Raw genomic sequence first — 23,609 nt, 5'->3', positions numbered from 1 at the left:
TGTAACGTTCCACGACGCGCAGCAGACTATGAACAGGCTCTCATGCGCCAAGCACCTTCAAGGCCGCCTGCTCCCCCCACCACGCCGCCTCCTCGAACAGCGACAGGCCGCTGAGATCGGAATGGGCGAACAGGAGCGGGCCATCGGCCGCGCGCAAGGCTTGCAAGCCGGGGTTGGACAAAAAACCCGGCGCCGGGCTGGCCATCGCGTGGCCGCGCGCGGTCAACTCCACTTGCAGCAGCGACTGACGGAAACGCCAGCCGTACACGCTCAGCATGTCGGCGGCGGCGGTGGCGAACAAATCCTCGGCGCTGGCGGCCTCCAGCATTTTACGCGCATCCGCCGGCGCCAGGTCGGCGAAGGCGTGATAGCTGGTGAACACGCTCTGCTCCGGCTTGGCCGCGCGGATCAATTGATGAGTGGACACCACATAGCCCAGGCCGCGGCTGCCGTACACCACATTGTCCCAGGCCAGCGGCGCGGCGGCCGGCTCCGCCGGGAAACGGTCGATCAGGAAATTGCCTATCAGCCACGGCGCGCGCGGCGGCAGATGGCGGCGCTCGAAGCCCAGCTCCGGCAATTGGCCGCTCAGATGCAGGCTGACATGCAGCGGCGTCGCCAGGATCACCCGTTCGGCCAGCAGGCGCCGGCTGGCGCCGGCCGCGTCCAGATAGTCCACCGCCATGCCGGCGCCGGCCGGCGCCACTCGCCAGGCCACGCCCGGCCATTGCCGCTCGGCGCCGATGCGGGCGCGCAGATGGCGGATCAGCGGATTCAGCCCGTCCGGCCAAGTCAGCACCGCGCCCTCCTCGGCATTGGCCGCCTGGCCGCCGCGGCTGCAGAAATAATGCAGGCCGGCCCAGGCCGAGGTGGCGGCCAGCGCGCTGCCGTAATCGTCGCGGCAGCAGTAGTCCAGATACCACAGCAGGCCGGGCGCGGTGTAGCCGTTGGCGCGCAGCCAGTCGGCGAAGCTCAACCGATCCAGCGCGGTCCAGGCCGGGTCTTGCGAGGACAGCGCCAACGGCACGCAGAACACGCGGCGGCCATCGCGGCCGCGCTGTTCGCGCCAGGCGGCGGTCTGGGCGAGAAAACGCCGCTGCTGCGCCAGTTCGTCCGCTCCCATGCCCAGCCGCGGCAGCAAGCCTTCCTGCCACTGGCCGTTTACCCACAGCCGCTCGTCCGGCGCGTGCACGGTCACGTTCTCGTCGAAGCGCGGCCGCGCGCCGAAGGGATCGGCCTCGATCACGCCCATCTCGGCCAATAGTTCGCGCACATGGCGCGACTCCATCGACGGCAGCGGCAAATAGTGGGCGCCGGTGGGATAGCGATAGCCGCCGAAGGCGCCGGCGGCGGCGTTGCCGTCCGGCTCCGGCCCGTCCAGCACCACCACGTCGTCGAAGCCCTCCTTGCGCAGCCGCCAGGCGGCGAACAGGCCGGCCACGCCGCTGCCGACGATGGCGACGCGGCAATGCCGGGTTTCACGCGGCGGCGGCGGCGTCATGCCGCCGCGCAGCCGGTGGCCGGCGGCCATGCCCGGCCGGTTCAGCCGCAAGGGCAGGCCCAGCCGCATCACCCGCTCGCAGCCGGACAACACCGGCAGGCCGGCCAGCGCCGCCGCCAGTTGCAACACCTCGCGCCGGCGCATCAACGCAGCACCTGCGACCAGTCCTGCTCGAAGTAGTGCACCAATTGCTGATTGTTCAGCTCATTGGGCAGCACCTTCCAACGCGGCATGTCCGGCGGGAAGAAGAACATCTGGCGCGTGGCCTCCTTGTCCAGGAAACGCAGCGGCACCGTATAGCGTTCCGGCGGCGTGTAGCCGGGCTTCTTGGACGCGATGATGAAGCCCCATTCGCCGAAGGACGGCACATAGGCATGGTAGGGCGTGGTGTGCAGGCCGGCGGCGCGCAAGGTGGCGTCCACGCTCCAGAACGAGCGCGGCGCGTGCATCGGCGAGGTGGACTGCACCACCGCCAGGCCGTTTTCCGCCAGGTGACGCGCCAGCAGCCGGTACAGCGGCACCGAATACAATTTGCCCAAGGCGAAATTGGATGGGTCCGGGAAGTCGACAATGACGGCGTCGAAACTGCCGTGGTCCTGTTCCAGCCAGCGCGCGGCATCGTCGTTGACCACGGTGACGCGCGAATCGGTCAAAGAGCCCTGGTTCAGCGCGCGCAGCGGCTCGGAGCGGCTGAACAGCCGGGTCATCGCCGGGTCCAGGTCCACCAGGGTGATGTGCTGGATATTGCGGTATTTCAGCATCTCGCGCACCGCCAGGCCGTCGCCGCCGCCCAACACCAGCACATTGCGCGCCCACGGCAGCTTGGCCAGCACCGGATGCACCAGCGCCTCGTGGTAGCGGTGCTCGTCGCGGCTGGAGAATTGCAGATTGCCATTGATGTAGAGCCGCAGATCGCTCTTCCACTTGGTGATCACCAGGCGCTGGTAGGGCGTGGTCTCGGCGTGGATGATCTCGTCGCCATACACCGCCTTCTCGCTCCAGCGCGTCAGCTGGTCGGAGGCCAGAAAACCGCCGATCAGCAGCAGCAAGACCACGCCGCTGCGCGCCAGCTGCAGGCCGGGCCGGCGCAATTCATGGCGGAAGGCGCGGCAGGCCCATAGCGCCACGCCGGCGTTGAGCAGGCCGAACAGCAGCGCGCTGCGCGACAGGCCCAGCCTGGGCGCCAACACCAGCGGGAACAGCAGCGACACCGCCAGCGCGCCCAGGTAGTCGAAAGTCAGCACCTGGCTGACCAGCTCGGAAAAGCTGGCCTGGCGCTGGTTCATCGCCCGCATCACCAGCGGGATCTCCATGCCCACCAGCACCCCGATCACGAAGACCAGACCATAGAGCACCAACCGGAACGGCTCGCCGGCCCAGGCGAACACCAGGAACAGCACGGCGGCGGACACGCCGCCGATCAGGCCGACCAGCAATTCGATTTCGATGAAGGCGTCCAGCACCCGCTCGTCCTTCACGTATTTGGACAGATGGGAGCCCACCCCCATCGCGAACAGGTAACAGCCTATGATGGAAGAGAATTGCAGCACCGAGTCGCCCAGCAGGTAGCTGGCCAGCGCGCCGGTGATCAGCTCGTAGGCCAGCCCGCAGGAGGCCACGATAAACACCGATACTATCAACAAGCGATTTCGCATTGGATTGTCATTGTGGGTAGAATAGCCGCCATTATGCCCCAGCCCACGGCCTACCGCCGTGCGCGCACCGCACCGACAAAGGACGCCCGACCATGATTGCCGCCTTCCTGCCCGCCCTGCTCGCCTACCTGACTTATATGGGCAGCGGCCTCGCGCTGTTGGCGCTGTTCGCGGTGATCTATTGCTGGGTCACCCCGATAGACGAGCTGAAGCTGATCCGCGACAACGGCCACGCCGCCGCGGTGTCCTTCGCCGGCGCGCTGCTGGGCTTCTCGCTGACGCTGGCCTCCAGCGCCTGGCACCTGAACAACTGGAACAGCTTCATGCTGTGGGCGCTGCTGGCCATGCTGGTGCAGATCGTCGTCCACATGGTGGTGGCGCGCTGTCTGAAGGATCTGAGCCGCGCGCTGATAGACAATAATCTGGCGATGGGCATCCTGGCCGGATCCATCCACCTGGCGGTGGGCCTGATCAACGCCGGCAGCCTGTCCTGAACCCGGCCGCGCCTTTTCAATTGGAGCAGACACTATGAGCCTGATGTCTTTCATCAAGAAGCAGTTCATCGACATCCTGGAGTGGCAGGAACAGGAAGACGGCGTGCTGGCCTGGCGTTATCCGATGCAGGACAACGAGATCCAGTACGGCGGCAGCCTGACGGTGCGGGAATCGCAGGCGGCGGTGTTCATCAACGAAGGCAAGATCGCCGACGTGTTCGAACCCGGCATGTACAAGCTGACCACCCAGACCCTGCCGGTGCTGACCTATCTGAAGAACTGGGACAAGCTGTTCGAATCCCCCTTCAAATCCGATGTGCACTTCTTCAGCACCCGGCTGCAACTGGGCCGCAAATGGGGCACCGCCCAGCCGCTGACGATACGCGACCAGGACTTCGGCATGGTGCGGTTGCGCGCCTTCGGCGTCTATTCCTACCGCGTGGCCGATCCGCGCCTGTTCTTCACCGAGGTCAGCGGCACCCGCGACAGCTATACCCGCGACGAACTGGAACAACAGCTGCGCAACCAGGTGGTGGCCACCATGAGCAGCGTGCTGGGCGGCAGCGGCGTGCCCTTCCTCGACATGGCCGGCAATCAGGGCCTGATGGCGGACAAGATCCGCGAGGCGCTGGTCCCGGTTTTCCAGCGCCTGGGCCTGGCGCTGGACAGCTTCGCGGTGGAAAACATCTCGCTGCCGGAAGAGCTGCAAAAAGCCATAGACAAGCGCATCGCCATGGGCATGGCCGGTGATCTCAACCAGTACACCCGCTACCAGGCGGCGGAAAGCATTCCGCTGGCGGCTCAGAACGAGGGCGGCATCGCCGGCCTGGGCGCCGGGCTGGCGGCAGGCGTCGGCGTCGGCCAATTGATGGGCCAGGCCATGCAGCAGGCAGTGCAGCCGGAGGCGCCCGCCGTGCAAGCCGCGCCGGCAACGCCAGCCGCCGCGCCTGCGGCGGACAATCCGCAAGCCAAGCTGGCCCAGCTCAAGGGCCTGCTGGACCAGGGCCTGATCACGCAGGCGGATTACGACGCGGCCAAGGCCGACGTGCTGAAGAAACTGGTGGGCTAAGCTAGCGCATGTACCGTATTGCCTGCCCCTCCTGCGGCGCCGATGTCGAGTTCAAGTCCGAAGCCTCCGCCATGGCGGTGTGCGCCTATTGCCAGAGCACCCTGCTGCGCGACGCGGACAGCGTGCGCGACATCGGCAAGATGGCGGCGCTGCTCAATGATTACTCGCCGCTGCAGATCACCAGCTGCGGCCAGTACCTGGGCCGCGGCTTCAACGTCGTCGGCCGCATCCAGCTGCGCTACGACGCCGGCCTGTGGAACGAATGGTATTTGCTGTTCGACGACGGCGGCGACGGCTGGCTGTCGGAAAGCGTCGGCCAGTACACGCTGACGCTGGCCGGCGGCGCGGTGCAAGAAGCCGGCGACTTCGACAGTCAGCAACCCGGCGCGCCCTTCCGCCACGGCGATGCCGATTTCGTGATTTCCGATGTGCGCACCGCCGAGTGCACCGCCGGCGAGGGCGAACTGCCGTTCCAGGTGGGCGCCGGCTGGCAGGCCAAGGTGGTGGACGCGCGCCGCCAGGCGCAATTCCTGACGCTGGATTACTCCGACGATCCACAACACCCCCAGCTCTTCCTCGGCAATGCCGTCACCCTGCCGCAACTGCGCATGGAGCGGCTGCGCGACACGCGGATGATAGAAGAGGCCACCGGCAAGCTGAAAGGCAGCGTCGCCTCGCTGGAATGCCCGTCCTGCGCCGCGCCGCTGAGCTACCGCGCCGGCACCGCCACCCAACTGGTCTGCGGCCACTGCCACGCCCAGGTGGACGCCAGCGGCGACCGCGCCGTGGCGCTGGGCGCCGCGCAACAGCAGTTGGACACGCCGCTGACGCTGGAGCTGGGCAAGACCGCCACCATAGACAAGCTGCCATGGACGCTGACCGGCGCGCTGGTGTGGGCCGAGGCAGAGGACCCCGACAGCCGCTGGTGCGAATACCTGCTCTACAACGTGGACAAGGGCTTCCGCTGGCTGGTGGAAAGCGGCGACGGCTGGTTCATCGGCGAGTTGATGGACGTGTGGGTGGACAGCTTGCGCGCCGATTACGCGATGCTGGGCAACAAGGCCTATCAGCGCGCCTATCCCGACTACGCCGCCCGCGTCGTCTACGCCGCCGGCGCCTTCCCCTGGCGCGCCAAGCTGGGCGACCAGGTGCAGCTCAGCGAATACCAGATCTCCGGCGGCCAGAAGCGCTTGTCGCGCGAGCTGTCGGCGCAGGAACTGACCTGGAGCTGCAGCAGCCTGGCCACCTCGGTCGAGGTCGGCCGCTGGTTCGGCAGCGCCACGCCGATAGAGCCGGGCTTTTCCGCCGCCGAGGACGACGGCGGGGATTTGAAGGCCATCGCCGTCAAATTCGGCCTGGTGCTGTTATTGATCAATCTGCCGCTGGCCTTCCTGAGCCAGGATATCGGCGATGGTCTGCTGATCTGCTTCTTCGCCTGCTGCGTGCTGGCGATACCGCTCAAGCAGAAGGAATGAATGCCGATGTCGCCAGGACTCTATAAAGCATTTTGCCTGCTGGTGATCGTGATCACCACCATGCTCAATTTTTCCAATATGGACAGCCGCGCCTCCAGCTCCCGCAGTTGGAGCAGCGGTAGCGGCGGCGGCTCCTCCGGCTGGGGCAGCGGCGGCGGCGGCCATAAATGAAGACGGCGATTGGCCGGCATCTGCTGGCGGATTTTCACGGCTGCCCGCCGCAGCGCCTCAGCGATCCGGCCCGGGTGGAACAGGCGCTGCGCCAGGCGGCGCAGGCCGCCGGCGCCACCGTGCTGGCCGGCCACGTCCACCACTTCGGCGAGGCCCAAGGCGTCACCGGCATCCTGCTGCTGATGGAATCCCACCTCAGCATCCACACCTGGCCGGAACACGGCTACGCCGCGCTGGACCTGTTCATGTGCGGCCAGGCCCGCATCGACGCCGCGCTGGCGCGGCTGCGCGAGGCGCTGCAACCGGCCGAGGTCCACAGCCAGCTGCATAGACGCGGAGATCCTCTTGCCCCTCTCTCCAAGCCCTCTCCCATAAGGGAATGAGGGACGTTAACGACAACTACTCCACCAGCTCCAGGCTCACCGAACCGTCGCCATGCTCCGCCGCCAGGCGGAACTGTGGCTGGCGCGCCAGATAGCGCAGCGCGCCGGCGCCGGTGTCGAAACGCACCGCGACGCCGGCCACCGGCTGGATGTGCCAGGCCGGCTTGACCGCCGGGTTCACCACCTTGCGCTCGGCCAGATAGGCCGCCACCGCCGCGCGGTTTTCATCCGGCGAATCCACCACCACGCGGCTGGCGTCGATGCCGGGGAAATGGCCGCCGCCGGAGGCGCGGTAGTTGTTGGTGGCCACCAGGAAGCTGGCGTTCTCGTCTATCGGCTTGCCCTGATAGCTCAACTTGACGATGCGATGGCTGTCCGGCGCCGCCAGCTTGCCGTCGGCGTCGTAGCGCGCCGGCCGGCTGACGTCGATCTCATAGCTGACGCCGGCGATGCTGTCGAAGTTGTAGGAGCGGAATTCAGGGTTCAGCAACGGCTGGCTCTTGGCTCCCTTGGGATCGACGCGCAGGAACTGCCCGGCCGACATCTCCAGCCATTCGCGCACTTCGCGGCCGCTGACCTTCACCGCCTTCAGCGTATTGGGATAGATGTAGAGATCGGCCAGATTGCGGATCGCCAGCGGGCCGGCCGGGATGTCGGTGTAGTAATTCCAGCCCTGGCGGCCGCCGGCCTTGAACGGCGCGGCGGCGGACAAGACCGGCAAGCCTTCGTACTCGGTGCCCTTGACCGCGTTCTTCACATACCAGGCCTGGGCCTCGGCCACGATCTGCACCGAGGGGTCGTCCGCCGCCTGGGCGAAGTAGCTGTAGATAGGCGCGCGGGTTTCCGCCACCTTGCCGCGCACATAGTCCAGCGTCCGGCGATGCTCGGCGGCGATCAGCTCGGCCACCTTGGGCTCGGCGGCCGCCAGCGATTTCTTGGCCTGCTTGTCGTAGATGGCGCGCAAGCCGGCCTGTTTGCCGCTGACTTTCCAGCCGCCGTCGCCGCGCTCCAGCACCAGGTCCACCACGCCGATATGGTCGCCCCAGCGTCCCGGCATCACCGCCGGCACGCCGTTGATGGTGCCGGCGGCCAGGTCCACCTTGGGATAGCCGGCGAAGGCGGAAGACGGGAATTCCGCGTGGGCGTGGCCGAACAAGATGGCGTCGATGCCGGCCACCTCGGCCAGGCCGGCCACCGAGTTCTCGGCGAAACGCGCGCTATCGCCTTTTTCGAAACCGGAATGGGGCACCGCGATCACGATGTCGGCGCCCTTCTGCTTCAGTTCAGGCAGATAGCGACGCGCGGTGTCGACGATGTCCCTCACCTCCACCTTGCCCTGCAGATTGGCCTTGTCCCACTGCATGATCTGCGGCGGCACAAAGCCGATCACGCCGATGTTAAGCGTCTGCGGCTGGCCGTCCTCGTCCTTGAATTCGCGCTTGAGCAGCACATAGGGCTGGAAATAGGGCTGACCGGTCCTGGCGTCCACCACATTGGCGTTGACGTAGGGAAAGGCCGCCGTCTTCAGCGCCTGGCCGAGAAAGGGCAAGCCGTAATTGAATTCGTGGTTGCCGATATTGCCGGCGTCGTAACCCAGCCAGTTGAGCACTTTGTAGGCGGGATGAACCTCGCCGGCGCGCAGCGGCTGAACCTTGGCCACCAGATCGCCCAAGGGATTGCCCTGCAACAGATCGCCGTTGTCTATCAGCAGGCTGTTGCGCGCCTCTTGCCGCGCCGCGCGGATCAGCGTCGCCGCGCGCGCCAGGCCGAAATCCTGCGTCGGCTTGTCCTGGTAGTAGTCGTAATCCAGCAGGTTCATGTGCACGTCGGAGGTTTCCAGCACCCGCAGTTTCAGCGGGGCGGCCCAGCCGTTTGCGGCCAGCGCGGCCAACAGGGAGGAGACGAGGAGAGGCGCAAGTTTCACGGGACAGCCCTTTTCTGGTTTTATCGCGCCCGCATTATACGCCCGCCGTCGGCCGCTCCAGATAGAAAGCACCCCAGGCGCACATCGCGTCTATCACCGGCCGCAGCGTGTCGCCCAGCTCGGTCAGCCGGTAGTCCACCCGCGGCGGCACCTCCGCGTAAACCGTGCGCGCGATCAGGCCGTCGCGCTCCAGTTCGCGCAGCTGCTCGGTCAGCACCTTCTGCGACACACCGCCCAGCAAGCGGCGCAGTTCGCCGGTGCGCCGGCTGTCCTCGGACAAATGGCACAGGATCGCGCACTTCCATTTGCCGCCCACCAGCCGCACGGTGGCGTCGATGGGAAAATTCAGTTCACTCATGCGGGCACGGTTACCTTTTGGTGCTTATGAAACAAAAAAGTGCATACTTATCAACAACTTGATCCATTGCTAGCATGGCCGCTCCCATTTTACAGGAAGCGCCATGAAAACCCTGATCATCGTTGCCCACCCCGATCTGGAACAATCCCGCATCAACCGTCGCTGGATGGCCGCGCTGAGCCGGCATCCGGAGCGCTACACCGTGCACTCGCTCTATCAGGCCTACCCTGACGGCAAGATCGACGTGGCGCGCGAGCAAGCGCTGCTGAACCGCCACCAGCGCATCGTGCTGCAATTCCCGCTGTACTGGTTCAGTTCGCCGCCGCTGTTGAAAACCTGGCAGGACCAGGTACTGGCGGAGGGTTTCGCCATCGGCGCATGGCCGGAAGACTGGCGCATGCGGGACAAGCGCATCAGCGTGGCGGTGTCCACCGGCATACGCGAGCGGGACTTCGCGCCCGACGGTCGCTATCTGTACCGGATGGAGGAAGTGCTGCGGCCGTTCGAGCTGACCTGCCGCTACCTCCGCGCCGAATGGCTGCCCGGCTTCGCGCTACACGGCGCCGAGCACGATCTGAGCGATGCCGAGATCGAGGCCAGCGCGGACGCGTATCTGCGGCACCTGCAGGCCGAGGCAGTATAAATCCACTCGCGATGAAAAATGCCCGGCCGGAGCCGGGCATGATCTTGTCTGGAACAACGAACTTATTCCTGTTCCAGTTGGAATTATTCCAGCAAGCCTTCCGCCTTCAAGGCCTGCTGCACGAAGGGCAGCGCCGCCACGCGTTTCTGGAAATCGATCAGCGCCGGGAAGTCGCCCAGCGAACGCTGCACGAACTGCGCCCAGTTCAGGCAGGTGAACAGATAGGCGTCGGCCACGCTGAAGCGCTCGCCCAGCAGATACGGCGTTTTCGCCAGCTGCTGCTCCACCAGCCCCAGGCGGCGGGTCAGCTTGTCCCAGGTCTGCTGCTTGAGTTCATCGCTATTGGGATAGAACAGCGGCGAGAAGCCCTTGTGCACCTCGGTGGCGATATAGTTCAGCCATTCCTGCAGCCGATAGCGCTCCAGCGTGCCATTGGCCGGCGCCAATTGCTTGGCCGGCACCTGGTCCGCCAGGTATTGCACGATGGCCACGCCCTCGGCCAGCAGTTCGCCGTTGTCCAGCAGCAAGGCCGGCACATAGCCGCGCGGATTGATGGTGGAGAAGTCCACCCCGCCCTCGGTCAGATGCGGCTGAACCTTGAGATTGACCTTCTCGGTTTCAAACGGCAGGCCGCTGGCGAACAACACGATATGCGGCGACAGCGAGCAGGCGCCGGGGGACAAATACAGTTTCATCGTTCATCTCCTGTCAGGATCGTTCAGAACAAAACACACTGCATGCGAAAACCCCGACAGCCTGAGCCAAATCAATGACGCTTGCAACCCTGCCGCCGATAGGGCCGCTGTCGCGGAGACTCAGCCCAGCAGGGAAACGATCCAGCCCGGATGAATGTTCCAGCCGGCGAAACCCGCCAGCCAGAAAAACACGCCCAGCGCGCCAAAACCCCAGGCGCACAATAGCGGAATGAAATTGGCGGCCAGCGCCGCCACCGCGGCGCAGGCGACGGCGATGGACAGGCCGGCGTCGCTGACGTCGAACAGCTCATGGCGCGCGTTCAACTCCTCGAAGCCCTGCTCCTTGGACTTGGCCTTGAGCTGCAAGGCCTGCGCCTCCGCCGCGTAGCGGGCGATATCGTGTTGAATCGCCGCCTGCTCCGGCCGCAAGGCCGCCGCCGCCGCCGGATTGGCCAGCGCCAGCAAGCGCGCCTGGCGCTGGCTGCTTTCCGCCAGGTGCTGCTTGATCTTCTTGGACTGGTATTCGGACCAGCTGTCCACCGCGTCCGCCTTCAATAGCTGGCGCGCCTGCACGATATTGTCGTCCTTCAGCTTGCCCAGCCCCATGAACACCGACAGCAGCACCACGGTCAGCGCCACCAGGCTGTTCAAGTACTTCTTCTCCGCTTCCACGCTGATTTCCAGTTCCATCTCACGCTCCCGGCTGACGATAGGGGGTTCCCATCGCCATAACGCAATACAGCGTCAAACCGTGGACAGGGACAATGGATCGTCAGGACGATTTTTTGGAAAACAGTCGCGGACGAGAGTCCGTTCCGGAACCGGCGGCCGCCTGCGGCCGGGTCTTCAGCGCCACGAACAAGTCTTCCACCTGCTGGCGCGCCCACGGGGTGCGGCGCAAGAAGGCCAGGCTGGATTTGACGCTGGGATCGTGATTGAAGCAGCGGATCTGGATGCGCCGGCCCAGCTCCGGCCAGCCGTAGTGGCCGACCAGCTGGTTCAGCATCTGCTCCAGCGTGACGCCGTGGGTGGGATTATTGGCTTGGCTTGCGTTCATGCATGTGTTCTCTGGCTTGGGCCGGCGCAGTGTACCCCGCGCCGGCGCCGCGGCAAAGCCGCGCTCAGGCCGCCGGCTCAGGCCGCCGGCTTGGGCTTGCGCTGACGCGGCGCGCGCTTGGTCGCCGGCTTGACCGTTTCCGCCGCCGCGCCGCCGTTGCGCTGCGCCACCCCCATCGCCAGCGCCAGCCGGCCTAGCCGCTGCTGCTTTTCCTGGCTGATGGGGCCGGCCGCCTGCAATAGCAGAATCGCCAGTTCCAGCGCGAAGCGGCGCTGCTGATCGGTGGGCAGCAGCTGCTCCAGCGTCGCCAGCGCGCGTTTCTCGTCGTTGCGCACCAGCCAGGTCTGGCGTCGCACCGCCTGCTTGAACTGCTCCAGCGTCAGGTCTTCGCCCAGCGCGGTTTCCTGCATCACCCGGCGGATAGCGTTGAATGGCCGCACATCCACCACGCCATTGCCGATGGCGACATAGATCAACAGCCGCAGAAAACCGTCCACCGGCCCGCCTTCGGCGTAATGCGCTTCCAGTTCCTGGCGCTTGAGCCGCAGCATTTCACTGCGCTCCCAGCTGCCATCCGCCTTGCGCACCCCGTATTCGCGCTGCGGCTTCAAACCGGCCAGCGCCGCGCTCCACGGCGACTCGAACAGCGCGCGGAAGCTCAGCTCCTGCCAGGCGTCGCGGCCGTCGCGCCAGCCGTCCAGCGTGGTTTCCACCAATTGGGCATAGCTCTGCTGCCACTGCCAGAAGGGATTGTCCTCCGTCACCGGCCGCCGCTCCTCGCGCACCCGCTCCGCCCATTGCCGCACCCCGGCCAGCCAGGGATTGCGGCTGGAAAACCAGCGCCGCTCCAGGCGAGACGGGTGCATTTCACGCAGCCAGCGCGCGGCGTGTTCATTGCCGTACAGCCGCAGCCACGGCGAGACAAAGGTGTCGTACAACTGCTGGTTGACCTCGCCCACCCGGCGCACCACCTCGAAAGCGGCCTCGCCCTGGCGGCCGTCGCCCAGCGCCAGGATATCGTCGATGTCGCGCGGCTCGAAGCGGATCACATAGCGCCCTTGCAGATACTCCAAGCCGGCCATTTCAGGATGGGTATCGGTGATCACCGCCTCGTACAAGCCCGGCGGCAGCACATCGATCAGATCCAGCGCGCTGGCTAGTTCGCTGTGTTCCTTGTTGGCCACGCCGGCGGATACGAAAATGCCCAGGTGGCCGACCTGCTCGTGCAGGCAATAGACTATGGTCTGTTCATTGACGCGGATGTCCTCCACGCTGCCGTAAAGATCGGCGATCCAGAACAGCGCCTGCTGCGGCGGAGTGATATTGTCGCCCCAAGAGGCGAACACCACGATGGGCGAGCGGATATTGCGCAGATCCACCGCCTGCCGCCCCTGCTCCAGCGTCACCTCGCCGTGGCTCAAGCGGTTTCCGACGAACAGGTTCTGGGTGATCCACTCCATCTCCGCCTTGTTCAGCAGATAATGGCCGCCCCACCAGCGTTCGAATTCCAGAAAGCGCTCGCGCTCGGAATCCACCTTGGCGTACAGGGTGTACGGTTTCTTCCAGTAGGTATTGGCCGGGTCCAGCTGCTCGAAATTGCTGACCAGGTTGGCGCCGTCGAACTGCCCATGGCCCAGGTCGCCGGCCAGCGAAGCCATCCAGGTGCCGCCGTACAGGCCGCCGGAATAACGCATCGGGTTCTTGCCGGCCACGCCGGCCCAATAGGATAAGGGCGAGCCGGCCAGCAGAATCGGCCCCACCAGTTCCGGCGCGGTGGCCGCCAGCATCGCCAGCGCCCAGCCGCCCTGGCAATTACCGATGACGAAGGGCTTGCCGGCGCTGTGCGGATGCAGTTGATTGACCTTTTGCAGAAAGACTTTCTCGGCGCGCCACACGCATTCAATCGTCTGCTTGGGCTCGGGCACCGGGAAGAACATCACGAAATAACAAGGATGGCCCTGACGCAGCGCGATGCCGATCTCGCTGTCCATCTTGAAGCCGCCTATGCCCGGCCCATGGCCGGCGCGCGGGTCTATCACCACGAAGGGCCGCTTGGCCGGATCCGGCCTGGGGCAACCATCCGGCGGGCGGATCGCCGACAAGGCGTAATTGACCGGCTGCTCCAGTTCGCGGCCATCGACGATGATGTCGTAATCGAACACCAACACCGGCGGATGACCGGAAGCGGCGTGCTCCAGATAAGTATCGCCGCGCTGGCGCAGGATGTCGCAATACAACACCGAACGCTGCCAGGCGTCCACCCAGTAGTCCACCAGCGCGCCATTCAGCGCGGCGAGCCCGGACGCGGGGAAAAACGGGAAAGAAGAAGCTGGCTGACTCATGCGAAAGCGCTCCGGCGGCGAGACGGGGATGCCGCATTTCACTCTAGTCCAAATCGCCGTCGTGAACGGGAAAAAGCCCGCCATCAAATCGCTTGCCGCGACGCTTTACATTTGGTAACAATTGCGAATGGCCGACTCATACTTAATTGACAATCGTCGCCCAGAATACTGGAGTAAACCTAAACCGACGCCGCTCACGCCGCGTCGCCGCCATTGACGGAATGGCCCGCCCTATGAAACCGCTGATACCCCTTGTTTTAGCCTGCCTGCTCGCCGGCGCCGCCCAGGCCGCGCGGCCGGAAATGGACTGCCCGCCGATGGGCAGCTTCGCCGGCCGGCCATGGAAAATCGACCCGGCCAAGCGCGACGCCTTCATCGCCCAGCACCAGAAGGCGCTGCACGACAAGCTGAAGATCCAGCCGGCGCAGGAAGCCGCCTGGCTGGCCTTCGCCAGCGCCAGCCGCCCCGGCGCGATGCCTCCCTGCGGCGACAGCGGCGACACCGCGCCGGAACGCATGGAACAGCGCGTGCTGATGGCGCAGCGCCACTTGCTGAACCTGCAGAAGCGGCTGGAAGCGCTCAAGTCCTTCTACGCCCAGCTCAATCCGGAGCAGCGCAAGATCATGGACAAGGACAGCCCACCGCCGATGGGCGGCAGAGGCCAGGGCCCGATGCGCAAGCTGCAGGCAGGCCAGTCCAGCGAGCCGCACAACTGAGAACCTGTTTATGATCTGCTGCGCGTCGTGGAGCGTTACACGGTGAGTACCAGCTCAAAATGCTCATGTACCACGTGTACATTCCGCTTTTTCGCTGGTTTTCGCCTTGTCTCGCCTTAGCTCGCGAGATCATAAACACCTTCTGAGAACCAGGCCGGAGCCAAGCGCCGGTCGCAGCCCACCCCCGCGCCCCGCGTCCTTCCATCCGTCTCCTTTTGTTGCCCCGCCCGGTTTTTTAACATTCCGCAACAAGCGCGCGGCCGTCAGCAATACTTGCCTGACATCCATCGCCAATACTGACTGCGTAATCAACCTCGGTAGGAGTCTTCAATCATGACCAAGCTGTTCAAGCCCATGCTGATCGCCACCCTGCTCGCCGCCGGCGTCGCCGGTTCCGCGCTGGCCGCCGACGATGCGCCGTCGCAAAATCCGATGCCGATGATGGGTAAAGGCCGCCACATGGACCCGGCCCAGCGCGAAGCCATGGCCGCCCGCCACCTGCAGGCGCTGCACGATCAATTGAAACTGCAAGCCAAGCAAGAAGCCGCCTGGAAAACCTACACCGAATCGATGAAGCCGGGCGAACGGGCGATGCCGCCCAAGCCGCAGACTGGCGAAACCGCGCCACAACGCATGGAACGCATGCTGGACATGATGAAACAGCACCAGGACGGCATGCAGAAGCGCCTGGACGCGCTGAAAACCTTCTACGCCCAGCTGACACCGGAGCAGCAGAAGGTGATGGATCAATGGCACGGCCCGATGGAGCATAAAGGCCGCATGGGTTCGATGGCCAAGCCGCAGCCCAAATAAGCGCCGCGCGCCGGCCAAGAAAAACGGCAGCCTGAGGCTGCCGTTTTTACTTGCTGACTCCGCGCCTATCACTCAAGCGCGTCCAAACCACCTGTCGCCGAAGTTGACCAGCAACACTCCGCCCACCACCAGCGCCGCGCCCAGCAGCCGCGGTAGATTCACTTCGCGCAGCGGCATCGCCAGCCAGCCGAAACGGTCGAACAACAGCGACACGCATACCTGACCGGCGATCACCAGCGACAGCATCGCCGCCACGCCCAGCCGCGGCGCCAGCAAGGTGGTGCCGAACACGAACATCGCCCCCATCGCGCCGCCCAGCAGCATCCACCATTCCACCCGGCCCAACTGCGCCAGATCCTGCCATTTCTGGCCGGTGGCGACCGCCAACCCACCCAGGCACAGGCTGCCCACCGAGAACGACACCAGGGCCGCCAGCAGCGTGCTATTGCCCAGCACGCCCTTGAGCTGGTTGTTGATGGCGGCCTGCAGCGGCACCACTACGCCAATGGCGAAAGCGAATAAAGGATAAATAGGGTTCATGACGATCCTGTCGAGGCAACGGAGAGTTTCACGTGAAACAGCGCTCACGCCGCGGTGTTGCGATGGAAGGCGATCTTCTGCGGGTTGCGGGTATACGCGCAAAAGCCTGGCTTGGGACCCACCTTGGGGTGGTTGCGACAGGTATTCGGCCGCCGCTCGTAGATGGTGCACAAGCGGGTTTTCTGATCCAGCTGCATGCAATCGCCGTTGGCGCGCCGCGCCAGCGTGAACAACTCACGCTTGAAATTAAAATGCTGGATCAAGCGCTGTTTTTCCAGGCGCTTGGCGATGTTCTTGATCGGCTCTTCCAGCTCGAACTCGTCCACCACCCCCATGCGCACCAGGTCGGACAGCCGCACCTCCACCGGCATGGAGCAGCAGCTGCCCATGCAGTCATCGCACAAACCGTTCTTGTATTTGACCCAGGTGTCCAGGCGCTCGATGTCGGCCACGTTTGATTCCCCGTGCTGCCGGCGTGGCCGGCGAATGATTTAAGAATTGTTCCGGATAGGCAAAAGAAAGAAGCGCATTTTACCCGCCTCCCCGCCTTTGGCGCGCAAACCCTTATTGCGGCCGCTGCTTGAAGAAGGTCAAGGGCGCGGTGTACGCCACCTCGCTCGGCGGCGGCGTCTTCAGGATGTGCTTTTTCATCTTGCCCATCACATGCATCTCGCAGGGCCGGCATTCGAACTTCAGCGTGTAAGTCTCGTTGCCGGACTTAAGCGTCATCGGATCGGCGCGCACCTGGCCCATCACCCCCTTCACGCCCTTGGCCTGCTTCGGACACAGATTGAAGGAGAAGCGCAGGCAGTGCTTGGTGATCATCAGGCTGACCTCTCCCTCTTCCTCGTGCGCCTCGTAGGCGGCGTCGATGAGCTCAACCCCGTGCTTGCGATAGAACTGCCAGGCCAGATTGTTGTAGACATTGGCTAGATAGCTCAGCGTCTTCTCCGGATACGGCGCCGGCGGCTGCAACGCCGCCTTGCGCGGCTGGCGCGGCCAGGCCTGCACGCGCGCCGCTTCCAGCCGGGCGATGGCGTCGCGGCGCAGCGCGTTGATCGCCGAGGCCGGCGCGAACCACGGCTGCGACAGCTGCAGCGTCACATCGTGGGCGACGAACATGGTATTGCCCAGCTTCCCCAGATTGTCGCGCAGGCCGGCCAGCGCCTTGTCGGCGTCCTTGGCCGGCTCCAACGCCAGCGGACTACAGGCGGAGGCGCTGACGCCGTCCTCGTCGGTAATGTTCAGTTCCAGGCCATCGGCGTTTTCGCTCAGCGTCATCCACACGCCCACCTTGCGCTCGGCGGACTTTTTCAGCAGCGCCAGTTCCCAGGCGTGATCGCGGTTGCGACAGATGTCCACGCCCGGCTTGAGGCCGGCCAGCACCGAAACGTCGTTGGGAAACACCCGCCACAGCAATTCGCCGTCCGCGGTCTTGCCCACTTGCTGCACGGTATTGGCCTGCACGCCCACCACTTCGCGCTTCTTCATGAAGTTGATGCCGTCGCCGTTGCTCATGGTTTCGGCGGTGGCGATCTCCAGCCAGTCCGGGCCCACCTTGCTGACCACGCCCAGGCCGACGCCGACGAATTTGGGCGAATCGAAGGCGCCGATGTCGATCTTGCGGCCGGTGGCGAAGTAATCGGTGCCGCCGCGGTGGAAGGTCTTGTCCGGGTCCGGCGCGAAGAAGATCTCGCTGTCGCCGCTGGAGGCGCGCGCCAACTCCGGCCGCCGCTCGATGATTTCGTCCAGCAGCAACCGGTAATGGGCGGTGATGTTCTTCACATAGGACACGTCCTTGTAACGGCCCTCGATCTTCAGCGAACGCACGCCGGCGTCCAGCAGCGCTTCCAGATTGGCGCTCTGATTGTTGTCCTTCATCGACAGCAAGTGCTTGTCGAACGCCACCACGCCGCCGTCCTTGTCGGTCAGCGTGTACGGCAGCCTACAGGCTTGCGAGCAGTCGCCGCGGTTGGCGCTGCGGCCGTTGTCGGCGTGGCTGATATAGCACTGGCCGGAGAAGGCCACGCACAGCGCGCCGTGGATGAAGTACTCGATGGTCGCCGCATCGCCCACCGCGTCCGCCGCCTTGCGGATTTGCGGAATGGTCAGCTCGCGGGCCAGCACCACTTGGGAGAAGCCGGCGTCGGACAGGAAACGCGCTTTTTCCGACGTGCGGATGTCGCACTGGGTGGACGCGTGCAGCTGGATAGGCGGCAGGTCCAGTTCCAGGATGCCCATGTCCTGGATGATCAGCGCGTCGACGCCGGCGTCGTACAACTGCCAGATCAGCTTGCGCGCCGGCTCCAGCTCCGCGTCGTGCAAGATGGTGTTGAGCGTGGCGAAGATGCGCGCGTGGTAGCGGTGAGCGAACGCGGTCAGGCCGGCGATGTCCTCCACGCTATTGCAGGCATTGTGCCGCGCGCCAAAGCTGGGCCCGCCGATATACACCGCGTCGGCGCCGTGCAGAATGGCCTCGCGGCCGATTTCGGCGGTCTTGGCGGGCGATAGCAACTCGATCTGGTGCGACAACAGGCTCATGGCGTTTCCTGACATTTAGTATAGGTGGCCGCGTCGGGCGATGGCGGCCGCAAAGGGCCGGAATTATAACGGAATCATGGAGTTATAGATAGAGATTTGCTGCGCCGGCTTTCAAGTTTGGCCAGCGGCAGCCCGCTGCCGCCTTGGGCGGCGCGTCAGTATTTGGAACAGACAAAATCCGTATCAAAGCTTGCCCCCGGAGAGCCCCATGTTCAACCGCCTGACCATAGCCCAGCGTTTAAGCGCGCTCGTCGTCGCCCTGCTGGCCATTCCCATCCTGATCGGCCTGTTCGGCCAGCACGCGCAGCAGGGCATACTCGACGACTTCGCCACCACCTACAACGACCGCGTGGTGTGCCTGAAGCAACTGAAAATCGTTGCCGACAGCTATGCGGTGGGCATTGTCGACGGCGCGCACAAGCTACAGGCCGGCAGCATCAGCGCCGACAGCTTTCTCGGCGGCCTGGCCAGCTCGCAAGCGGCCTTGAAAAAACAATGGGGCGATTACCGCGCCACCTATTTGACCGCCGAGGAAAAAACCCTGGCCGACCAGGCCGAAACGGCGATGCGTCACGCCGACGCCAGCGTGGCTCGGCTCAAAACCCTGGCCCAGTCCGGCGACCGCGCCGCGTTGCAACACTTCCTGGACAAGGAGATGTATCCGGAGATCGACCCCATCGCCTCCCGCATCGGCGCGCTGATCGATCTGCAGCTACGGGTGGCGGCGGAAGAATTCGCCCAAGCCCAGCAACGCGCCGCCACCAGCCACCTCATCGCCTTGCTGCTGCTGGCCGGCGGCGTGGCGATAGGCGCCGGCCTGGCCCTGGTCATCATCCGCTCGCTGCTGGCCGAGCTCGGCGGCGAACCGCGCGACGTGGTGGCCTTGACCGAGCGCATCGCCAACGGCGACCTCAGCCAGAGGCTGCAGGTCAAGGCCGGCGACCAGCACAGCATCGTCGCCTCGATGGCGCGGATGCAGAGCGGGCTGATCCGCATGGTGCGCGCGATGCAGCACGTGATCACCCAGCTGGGCAACAACGCCACCGAACTGGCGGCTGCGGCGGAACAGGTAGCCGCCAGCGCCGAGGAACAGACTCGCGCCGCCTCGTCGATGTCAGCGTCGGTGGAACAGCTATCGGTCAGCATCTGCTCGGTGGACGACAACACCACCGACGTGGCCACCGAATCCGTTTCCACCGGCGAACTGGCCACCCGCGGCGAGTCCATCATCGACCAGACCCTGCACACCATAGAATCGGTGGCGGAAATGGCGCGCGCCTCGCAGTCGCAAGCCGACCTGATGAGCAGCCGCTCGCAGCAGATTTCCAATGTGATCCAGGTGATACGCGATGTGGCGGACCAGACCAATCTGCTGGCGCTGAACGCGGCGATAGAAGCGGCGCGCGCCGGCGAACAGGGCCGCGGCTTCGCGGTGGTGGCGGACGAAGTGCGCAAGCTGTCCGAGCGCACCGCCCAGTCCACCGCCGAGATCAGCGGCAGCATCCGCGAGATGCTGGATAGCAGCGCCCACGTGGTGCAGAACATCCACCACACCGTGGACCACATGGAAGTGGGCTTGCAGCAGGCCAGCGACGCCCGCTCCGCCATCACCGGCATCAACGACAAGGTGGCCAGGGTCAAGCAATCGCTGAGCGCGATCTCGGTGTCGCTGCACGAGCAGCAGGCCGCCGGCACCGGCATCGCCGCCAATGTCGAGAAAGTGGCGCAGATGTCCGAGGAAACCAGCGCCGCCGCCAGCCAGACCGCCGACTCCGCCTGCCAGATGGAGCAAATGTCGAACGAGCTGCAAGCTAGCATCAACTACTTCACCTTGCCGCAATCCGGACAAGGCCAGCTCGAGGAAGCATCGCGCCAAACCAGCCATTCACTTGCGGCCGCGAACTGAAGCGCCAAAACCCTTCTCTCTCCGCACTTGGCCTGGCGCTTGCCAGGCTTTTTTTTATTCTGGCAATGGCCCGCCCCGTTTTTTGGACTATGGGACAGCGATGGGTCGACAGGCGCGGCGGATGAATATTGCATTGCAGCAATGTCGTCAAACGAAAGCAGCCACCACTGATCCACCTGATTCAAGCAGCAAAACTTCGTTATCGCGGCGGATAGTTCGTTGGCAGCCCAAAAACTGATCGCAAAGCAAAAAAGTACACGGTTTTCACTCGCATTCAGCACTTATCTCCCGACTTTCCCCAACTTTTCACCACAACTCAATGTGCATGGCAGCATTGCAACATTATGACGAAATATTTTGCAATACCAATGAGATACCAATTGAGAACCAGTAAAAGACCAGATAGTTTTAGCGCAGGACATCCGCCAGAGATGTTGCCACGTGATTGGAGTGACTGAAATGCCTAAACTGACCAAGCTTGCCCTGCTGCTATTGAGTGCGCTGCCCTGTGCGGCGATGGCGGCAGAAGACGCGATTCCGGCCAACGACACCTCGCCCACCCAGGGCGCGCCGGCCACCTTTGAACCGGTGGACGTCTACGACCTGATCACCAAGTCGGAAACCACCGTCAGCGCCATCTATTACGGCCGTAACCGCCAGGCGGACTGGCCGGCCCCGCCCAATGGACAGAACCGCGACGACATCACCGTCAACGCGCTCAACCTGGGCCTGAACTTCCGCTCCGGCTACGCCTGGAACAAGCTGGGCTTCGACGCCGCCGCCCACGCCGCCATCCGCCTGGACAACGGCAAGGGTTGGTCGGAAGTGCTGTACCACGATATCAACGACAGCACCCAGCCCGGCGGCGTGGACAAGAGCAGCGCGGTCTTGAGCCAGGCGGCGCTGAAATTCCGCCAGCACGAGGACGGCCAGGGCTTCTCCGCCCGCGCCGGCTACACCCCGATAGGCATAGGCACGCTGGGTACCTCCGGCGGCCTGCAATCCCACGCCTACCGCGGCGTGGAAATGAAATACAAGTTCGGCGACTTCGAAGTGGGCTATGGCTGGGCCGACCAGTTCCGCAATGAATGGGACACCCGCTTCCGCGACATGAGCAACTCCTGGGAACAGGGCCGCAGCAATGGCAGCGCCGCCAAGCGCGTCGACTACGTCAACAGCCTGGGCTTCCGCTACGCGCCCAAGAACGGCTTCGTCGACTTCGGCATCGGCGAAGGCAAGGACTACCGCCGCAACGCCCAGATCGCCGGCTCCTATTCCTGGCAGCTCAATGGCGACGACAAGCTGACCGCCACCGGCTATTACTTCACCGCCAAATACCAGACCCAGCTCTCCGCCATCCAGAACCCCAAGAACGAATACCACGCCAGCGGCAGCCTCAGCTACGCCACCAACGGCTGGACGCTGATGGGCGGCCTGGGCTACACCAAGGCGCCGGACTCCGGCGAGCTCAACTTCCGCCTGACGCCGTGGGGCAATAGCGATAACCGCAACTTCATCCAGACCTGGGGCCAGCTGGACGACTTCGTCTGGGACGGCACCACCGTCTACAAGCTGGGCGTCAATTACGACCTGGCCAAGATAGGCGTGCCAGGACTGACCGTGGGCCTGTCCGGCAACTACGCCACCGGGATGAAAAACCCGGGCAAGGCCGACACCAAGGCGCACGAGGTGGATTTCAGCGTGGGTTACAGCGTGCAAAGCGGGCCGCTCAAGGGCGCCAGCATCGGCGTCTATCCGGCCAGACTTCGCACCAACGGTTTCTACGGCAAATCCGATCGCAACGACGTGAAAGTCATCGCCTCCTATAGCAAGACTTTCTGATCCACGCATTCCGGCCGCGGCGCGCCCGCGGCCACACTGGCATTGCAGTGGTATCGCTTTCATCAAAACCACTTCAATGCCACAATGCCGCAACAAGACATTCAAATAGCATAATATTGCACCCTGGCCGCCACGGCTGACGCCGGCGCCGGCCTCAAAGGAGAAACCATCATGAAACTCAACGCCTTCGCTCGCGCCGCCCTGCTCATCACCGGCTGCGCCGTCGCCCTGCCGGCGCTGGCCGCCGACAAACCGGTACTGGAAGTGTGGACCATGAGCTTGTCGCCCAAATTCGACGGCTACTTCAAGGATCTGGTCGGCAAGTACAACGCCCAGAACCCCAATGTCGAAATCAAATGGACCGACTACCCCTGGGACGTGATCCAGTCCAAGTTCACCGCCGCCGTCGGCGCCGGCAAGCCGCCGGCCCTGGTCAACCTGAACGTGCCCTGGGCTTACGACTACAAGCAAAGCGGCCTGCTGCAGCCGCTGGACGGCGTGATCAACAAGGGCCAGTACGTGGACGGCGCGATCAAGGACGTGACCTTCGACGGCAAGGTCTACGCCTTCCCGCACTACAACGGCGCCAACGTCATCGCCTATAACGCCGAACTGTTCAAGAAAGCCGGCCTCAATCCGGCCAAGCCGCCCAAATCGCTGGACGAGCAGCTGGCTTACGCCAAAACCATCAAGGCCAAGACCGGCGTCGCCGGCTTCGCGCCGGCGCTGGGGCCCACCAAGATCGAAGGCTTTCTGATCCAGAACGGCCTGCCCCTGCTCAAGGACGGCAAGCCGGTGTTCAACAGCCCGGCCCACGTGGCCATGCTGAAAAAACTGGGCGACGCCTACAAGTCCGGCGCGCTGCTGAAGGACAATCTGTTCGCCCAGGACAACTTCCAGGTCTCCATCGCCGCTTACAACGGCGGCCGCATGGCCATGCTGGTGACCACCCCGGCCTCGCTGACCCGGGTGCGCGACGAAGCGCCCAAGCTCTACCAATCCACCCTGGTGGCGCCGGCGCCCATCGGCCCCACCGGCATCGCCGCCGGCGGCTGGATGTTCAACTTCGGCGTGGCGCGCAACGTCAACAAGGCGCTGCTGCCGGAGATAGGCAAATTCGGCAACTACCTGACCAACGCCGACAACCAGCTCGCCTTCGCCAAGCTGGCGGGCACCCTGCCCACCGCGCGCAAGGCGGCGCAAGACCCCTACTTCCAGAAAGTGGCCAATGACGCCGGCGCGGCGGAAAAAGCCGTAGGCGTGGCCGCCGCCAGCCTGGACAAGACCCGCACCATCTACCTGGCCGGGGTCAAGGACCCGGACGTGCTGTCCGCTCGCCTGGCCGCCGCGGTGGAAAAAGCCGTCACTGGCCGCCAGGACCCCAAGGTCGCGCTGGACGAGGCGGCGGCGTTCTGGAGCGGCAAGCTCTAAGAACGTGTTTACGATCTCGCGAGCTAAGGCGAGACAAGGCGAAAACGAGTGAA

At 64.6% G+C, this 23,609-nt stretch carries 22 protein-coding genes; 11 read left to right on the top strand and 11 right to left on the bottom strand.

Features of this window, described 5'->3' with window-relative positions:
- Positions 1-40: 40 nt before the first annotated feature.
- Entirely contained in the window at positions 41-1,645 is a 1,605-nt protein-coding gene (locus ACE3QM_RS19440; protein ID WP_374424177.1) for an FAD-dependent oxidoreductase, read from the bottom strand.
- Positions 1,645-3,156 (bottom strand): polyamine aminopropyltransferase, encoded by a 1,512-nt coding sequence (locus tag ACE3QM_RS19435; protein WP_374424175.1) that lies wholly within the window; start codon positions 3,154-3,156, stop codon positions 1,645-1,647. The genes ACE3QM_RS19440 and ACE3QM_RS19435 overlap by 1 nt, the downstream gene beginning before the upstream one ends.
- Positions 3,157-3,248: 92 nt before the next feature.
- Between ACE3QM_RS19435 and ACE3QM_RS19430 the strand changes: the two genes are divergently transcribed.
- The 5 genes from ACE3QM_RS19430 to speD are packed head-to-tail and all read left to right on the top strand — an operon-like array spanning position 3,249 to position 6,748.
- The gene (locus ACE3QM_RS19430; RefSeq protein WP_048408518.1) at positions 3,249-3,650 is read left to right on the top strand and encodes a DUF350 domain-containing protein; all 402 of its coding nucleotides are present in this window, start codon (positions 3,249-3,251) and stop codon (positions 3,648-3,650) included.
- A 40-nt stretch (positions 3,651-3,690) separates the two neighbouring features.
- Positions 3,691-4,719, top strand: a complete 1,029-nt coding sequence (locus ACE3QM_RS19425; protein WP_331282546.1) for an SPFH domain-containing protein — start codon at positions 3,691-3,693, stop codon at positions 4,717-4,719.
- An 8-nt stretch (positions 4,720-4,727) separates the two neighbouring features.
- Positions 4,728-6,194, top strand: coding sequence for a DUF4178 domain-containing protein (locus tag ACE3QM_RS19420; protein ID WP_374424173.1), 1,467 nt, complete (start codon positions 4,728-4,730; stop codon positions 6,192-6,194).
- Between the two features lie 6 nt (positions 6,195-6,200).
- Positions 6,201-6,365, top strand: coding sequence for a hypothetical protein (locus tag ACE3QM_RS19415; protein ID WP_231462646.1), 165 nt, complete (start codon positions 6,201-6,203; stop codon positions 6,363-6,365).
- Positions 6,362-6,748: an adenosylmethionine decarboxylase gene (gene speD, locus ACE3QM_RS19410; RefSeq protein ID WP_374424171.1), complete on the top strand. Its 387-nt coding sequence runs from the start codon at positions 6,362-6,364 to the stop codon at positions 6,746-6,748. Before ACE3QM_RS19415 ends, speD begins: the two co-directional genes overlap by 4 nt.
- A gap of 16 nt (positions 6,749-6,764) precedes the next feature.
- On the opposite strand, the gene ACE3QM_RS19405 is transcribed toward speD, so the two are convergent.
- On the bottom strand, positions 6,765-8,672 hold the full coding sequence (locus ACE3QM_RS19405) for a bifunctional 2',3'-cyclic-nucleotide 2'-phosphodiesterase/3'-nucleotidase (RefSeq protein WP_374424169.1): 1,908 nt from the start codon (positions 8,670-8,672) through the stop codon (positions 6,765-6,767).
- A 34-nt stretch (positions 8,673-8,706) separates the two neighbouring features.
- A complete protein-coding gene (locus ACE3QM_RS19400; RefSeq protein WP_107801315.1) occupies positions 8,707-9,030 on the bottom strand; it encodes a helix-turn-helix domain-containing protein in 324 nt (107 codons plus the stop codon).
- Between the two features lie 103 nt (positions 9,031-9,133).
- Between ACE3QM_RS19400 and ACE3QM_RS19395 the strand changes: the two genes are divergently transcribed.
- Positions 9,134-9,673: an NAD(P)H-dependent oxidoreductase gene (locus ACE3QM_RS19395; protein ID WP_374424167.1), complete on the top strand. Its 540-nt coding sequence runs from the start codon at positions 9,134-9,136 to the stop codon at positions 9,671-9,673.
- An 83-nt stretch (positions 9,674-9,756) separates the two neighbouring features.
- Here the strand turns inward: ACE3QM_RS19395 and gstA are convergent, their stop codons facing one another.
- The 4 genes from gstA to ACE3QM_RS19375 all read right to left on the bottom strand — a co-directional run bounded on the left by gstA (position 9,757) and on the right by ACE3QM_RS19375 (position 13,767).
- Entirely contained in the window at positions 9,757-10,368 is a 612-nt protein-coding gene (gene gstA, locus ACE3QM_RS19390; protein WP_048408525.1) for a glutathione transferase GstA, read from the bottom strand.
- A gap of 120 nt (positions 10,369-10,488) precedes the next feature.
- Positions 10,489-11,058: a DUF4337 domain-containing protein gene (locus tag ACE3QM_RS19385; RefSeq protein WP_374424164.1), complete on the bottom strand. Its 570-nt coding sequence runs from the start codon at positions 11,056-11,058 to the stop codon at positions 10,489-10,491.
- Between the two features lie 82 nt (positions 11,059-11,140).
- Positions 11,141-11,425, bottom strand: coding sequence for a VF530 family DNA-binding protein (locus ACE3QM_RS19380; RefSeq protein ID WP_048408527.1), 285 nt, complete (start codon positions 11,423-11,425; stop codon positions 11,141-11,143).
- Positions 11,426-11,502: 77 nt separating this feature from the next.
- Positions 11,503-13,767, bottom strand: coding sequence for a TerB family tellurite resistance protein (locus tag ACE3QM_RS19375; protein WP_374424162.1), 2,265 nt, complete (start codon positions 13,765-13,767; stop codon positions 11,503-11,505).
- Between the two features lie 233 nt (positions 13,768-14,000).
- On the opposite strand from ACE3QM_RS19375, the gene ACE3QM_RS19370 reads away from it, so the two are divergent.
- On the top strand, positions 14,001-14,483 hold the full coding sequence (locus tag ACE3QM_RS19370) for a Spy/CpxP family protein refolding chaperone (protein ID WP_231460971.1): 483 nt from the start codon (positions 14,001-14,003) through the stop codon (positions 14,481-14,483).
- A gap of 333 nt (positions 14,484-14,816) precedes the next feature.
- Positions 14,817-15,296 carry a Spy/CpxP family protein refolding chaperone gene (locus tag ACE3QM_RS19365; RefSeq protein ID WP_374424160.1) on the top strand — a complete coding sequence of 160 codons (480 nt, stop codon included), beginning with the start codon at positions 14,817-14,819 and terminating at the stop codon, positions 15,294-15,296.
- A 72-nt stretch (positions 15,297-15,368) separates the two neighbouring features.
- On the opposite strand, the gene ACE3QM_RS19360 is transcribed toward ACE3QM_RS19365, so the two are convergent.
- The 3 genes from ACE3QM_RS19360 to ACE3QM_RS19350 all read right to left on the bottom strand — a co-directional run bounded on the left by ACE3QM_RS19360 (position 15,369) and on the right by ACE3QM_RS19350 (position 18,377).
- Entirely contained in the window at positions 15,369-15,836 is a 468-nt protein-coding gene (locus ACE3QM_RS19360; protein ID WP_374424158.1) for a DMT family transporter, read from the bottom strand.
- Between the two features lie 44 nt (positions 15,837-15,880).
- A complete protein-coding gene (locus tag ACE3QM_RS19355) occupies positions 15,881-16,225 on the bottom strand; it encodes a YkgJ family cysteine cluster protein (protein ID WP_197081385.1) in 345 nt (114 codons plus the stop codon).
- Between the two features lie 175 nt (positions 16,226-16,400).
- On the bottom strand, positions 16,401-18,377 hold the full coding sequence (locus tag ACE3QM_RS19350) for a U32 family peptidase (RefSeq protein WP_374424156.1): 1,977 nt from the start codon (positions 18,375-18,377) through the stop codon (positions 16,401-16,403).
- 208 nt (positions 18,378-18,585) lie between these two features.
- Between ACE3QM_RS19350 and ACE3QM_RS19345 the strand changes: the two genes are divergently transcribed.
- The 3 genes from ACE3QM_RS19345 to ACE3QM_RS19335 all read left to right on the top strand — a co-directional run bounded on the left by ACE3QM_RS19345 (position 18,586) and on the right by ACE3QM_RS19335 (position 23,556).
- On the top strand, positions 18,586-20,283 hold the full coding sequence (locus ACE3QM_RS19345; RefSeq protein WP_374424153.1) for a methyl-accepting chemotaxis protein: 1,698 nt from the start codon (positions 18,586-18,588) through the stop codon (positions 20,281-20,283).
- A gap of 459 nt (positions 20,284-20,742) precedes the next feature.
- Complete coding sequence (locus tag ACE3QM_RS19340; RefSeq protein WP_231460966.1) at positions 20,743-22,125, top strand: OprD family outer membrane porin; 1,383 nt, start codon at positions 20,743-20,745, stop codon at positions 22,123-22,125.
- 171 nt (positions 22,126-22,296) lie between these two features.
- Positions 22,297-23,556 (top strand): ABC transporter substrate-binding protein, encoded by a 1,260-nt coding sequence (locus ACE3QM_RS19335; protein WP_231460965.1) that lies wholly within the window; start codon positions 22,297-22,299, stop codon positions 23,554-23,556.
- Positions 23,557-23,609 lie beyond the last annotated feature (53 nt).

This window comes from Chromobacterium sp., assembly GCF_041912965.1.
Lineage (GTDB): Bacteria > Pseudomonadota > Gammaproteobacteria > Burkholderiales > Chromobacteriaceae > Chromobacterium > Chromobacterium aquaticum.
The sequence above is the reverse complement of the archived record's forward strand: the minus strand, read 5'-3'. Positions and strand labels throughout refer to the sequence as shown.

Bases quoted from the DNA above. Each gene is read 5' to 3' on its own strand.
- ACE3QM_RS19440 (WP_374424177.1), bottom strand. From the start codon at position 1,645: ATGCGCCGGCGCGAGGTGTTGCAACTGGCGGCGGCGCTGGCCGGCCTG.
- ACE3QM_RS19435 (WP_374424175.1), bottom strand. From the start codon at position 3,156: ATGCGAAATCGCTTGTTGATAGTATCGGTGTTTATCGTGGCCTCCTGC.
- ACE3QM_RS19430 (WP_048408518.1), top strand. From the start codon at position 3,249: ATGATTGCCGCCTTCCTGCCCGCCCTGCTCGCCTACCTGACTTATATG.
- ACE3QM_RS19420 (WP_374424173.1), top strand. From the start codon at position 4,728: ATGTACCGTATTGCCTGCCCCTCCTGCGGCGCCGATGTCGAGTTCAAG.
- ACE3QM_RS19415 (WP_231462646.1), top strand. From the start codon at position 6,201: ATGTCGCCAGGACTCTATAAAGCATTTTGCCTGCTGGTGATCGTGATC.
- speD (WP_374424171.1), top strand. From the start codon at position 6,362: ATGAAGACGGCGATTGGCCGGCATCTGCTGGCGGATTTTCACGGCTGC.
- ACE3QM_RS19400 (WP_107801315.1), bottom strand. From the start codon at position 9,030: ATGAGTGAACTGAATTTTCCCATCGACGCCACCGTGCGGCTGGTGGGC.
- ACE3QM_RS19395 (WP_374424167.1), top strand. From the start codon at position 9,134: ATGAAAACCCTGATCATCGTTGCCCACCCCGATCTGGAACAATCCCGC.
- gstA (WP_048408525.1), bottom strand. From the start codon at position 10,368: ATGAAACTGTATTTGTCCCCCGGCGCCTGCTCGCTGTCGCCGCATATC.
- ACE3QM_RS19385 (WP_374424164.1), bottom strand. From the start codon at position 11,058: ATGGAACTGGAAATCAGCGTGGAAGCGGAGAAGAAGTACTTGAACAGC.
- ACE3QM_RS19380 (WP_048408527.1), bottom strand. From the start codon at position 11,425: ATGAACGCAAGCCAAGCCAATAATCCCACCCACGGCGTCACGCTGGAG.
- ACE3QM_RS19375 (WP_374424162.1), bottom strand. From the start codon at position 13,767: ATGAGTCAGCCAGCTTCTTCTTTCCCGTTTTTCCCCGCGTCCGGGCTC.
- ACE3QM_RS19370 (WP_231460971.1), top strand. From the start codon at position 14,001: ATGAAACCGCTGATACCCCTTGTTTTAGCCTGCCTGCTCGCCGGCGCC.
- ACE3QM_RS19365 (WP_374424160.1), top strand. From the start codon at position 14,817: ATGACCAAGCTGTTCAAGCCCATGCTGATCGCCACCCTGCTCGCCGCC.
- ACE3QM_RS19360 (WP_374424158.1), bottom strand. From the start codon at position 15,836: ATGAACCCTATTTATCCTTTATTCGCTTTCGCCATTGGCGTAGTGGTG.
- ACE3QM_RS19355 (WP_197081385.1), bottom strand. From the start codon at position 16,225: ATGGGCAGCTGCTGCTCCATGCCGGTGGAGGTGCGGCTGTCCGACCTG.
- ACE3QM_RS19350 (WP_374424156.1), bottom strand. From the start codon at position 18,377: ATGAGCCTGTTGTCGCACCAGATCGAGTTGCTATCGCCCGCCAAGACC.
- ACE3QM_RS19345 (WP_374424153.1), top strand. From the start codon at position 18,586: ATGTTCAACCGCCTGACCATAGCCCAGCGTTTAAGCGCGCTCGTCGTC.
- ACE3QM_RS19340 (WP_231460966.1), top strand. From the start codon at position 20,743: ATGCCTAAACTGACCAAGCTTGCCCTGCTGCTATTGAGTGCGCTGCCC.
- ACE3QM_RS19335 (WP_231460965.1), top strand. From the start codon at position 22,297: ATGAAACTCAACGCCTTCGCTCGCGCCGCCCTGCTCATCACCGGCTGC.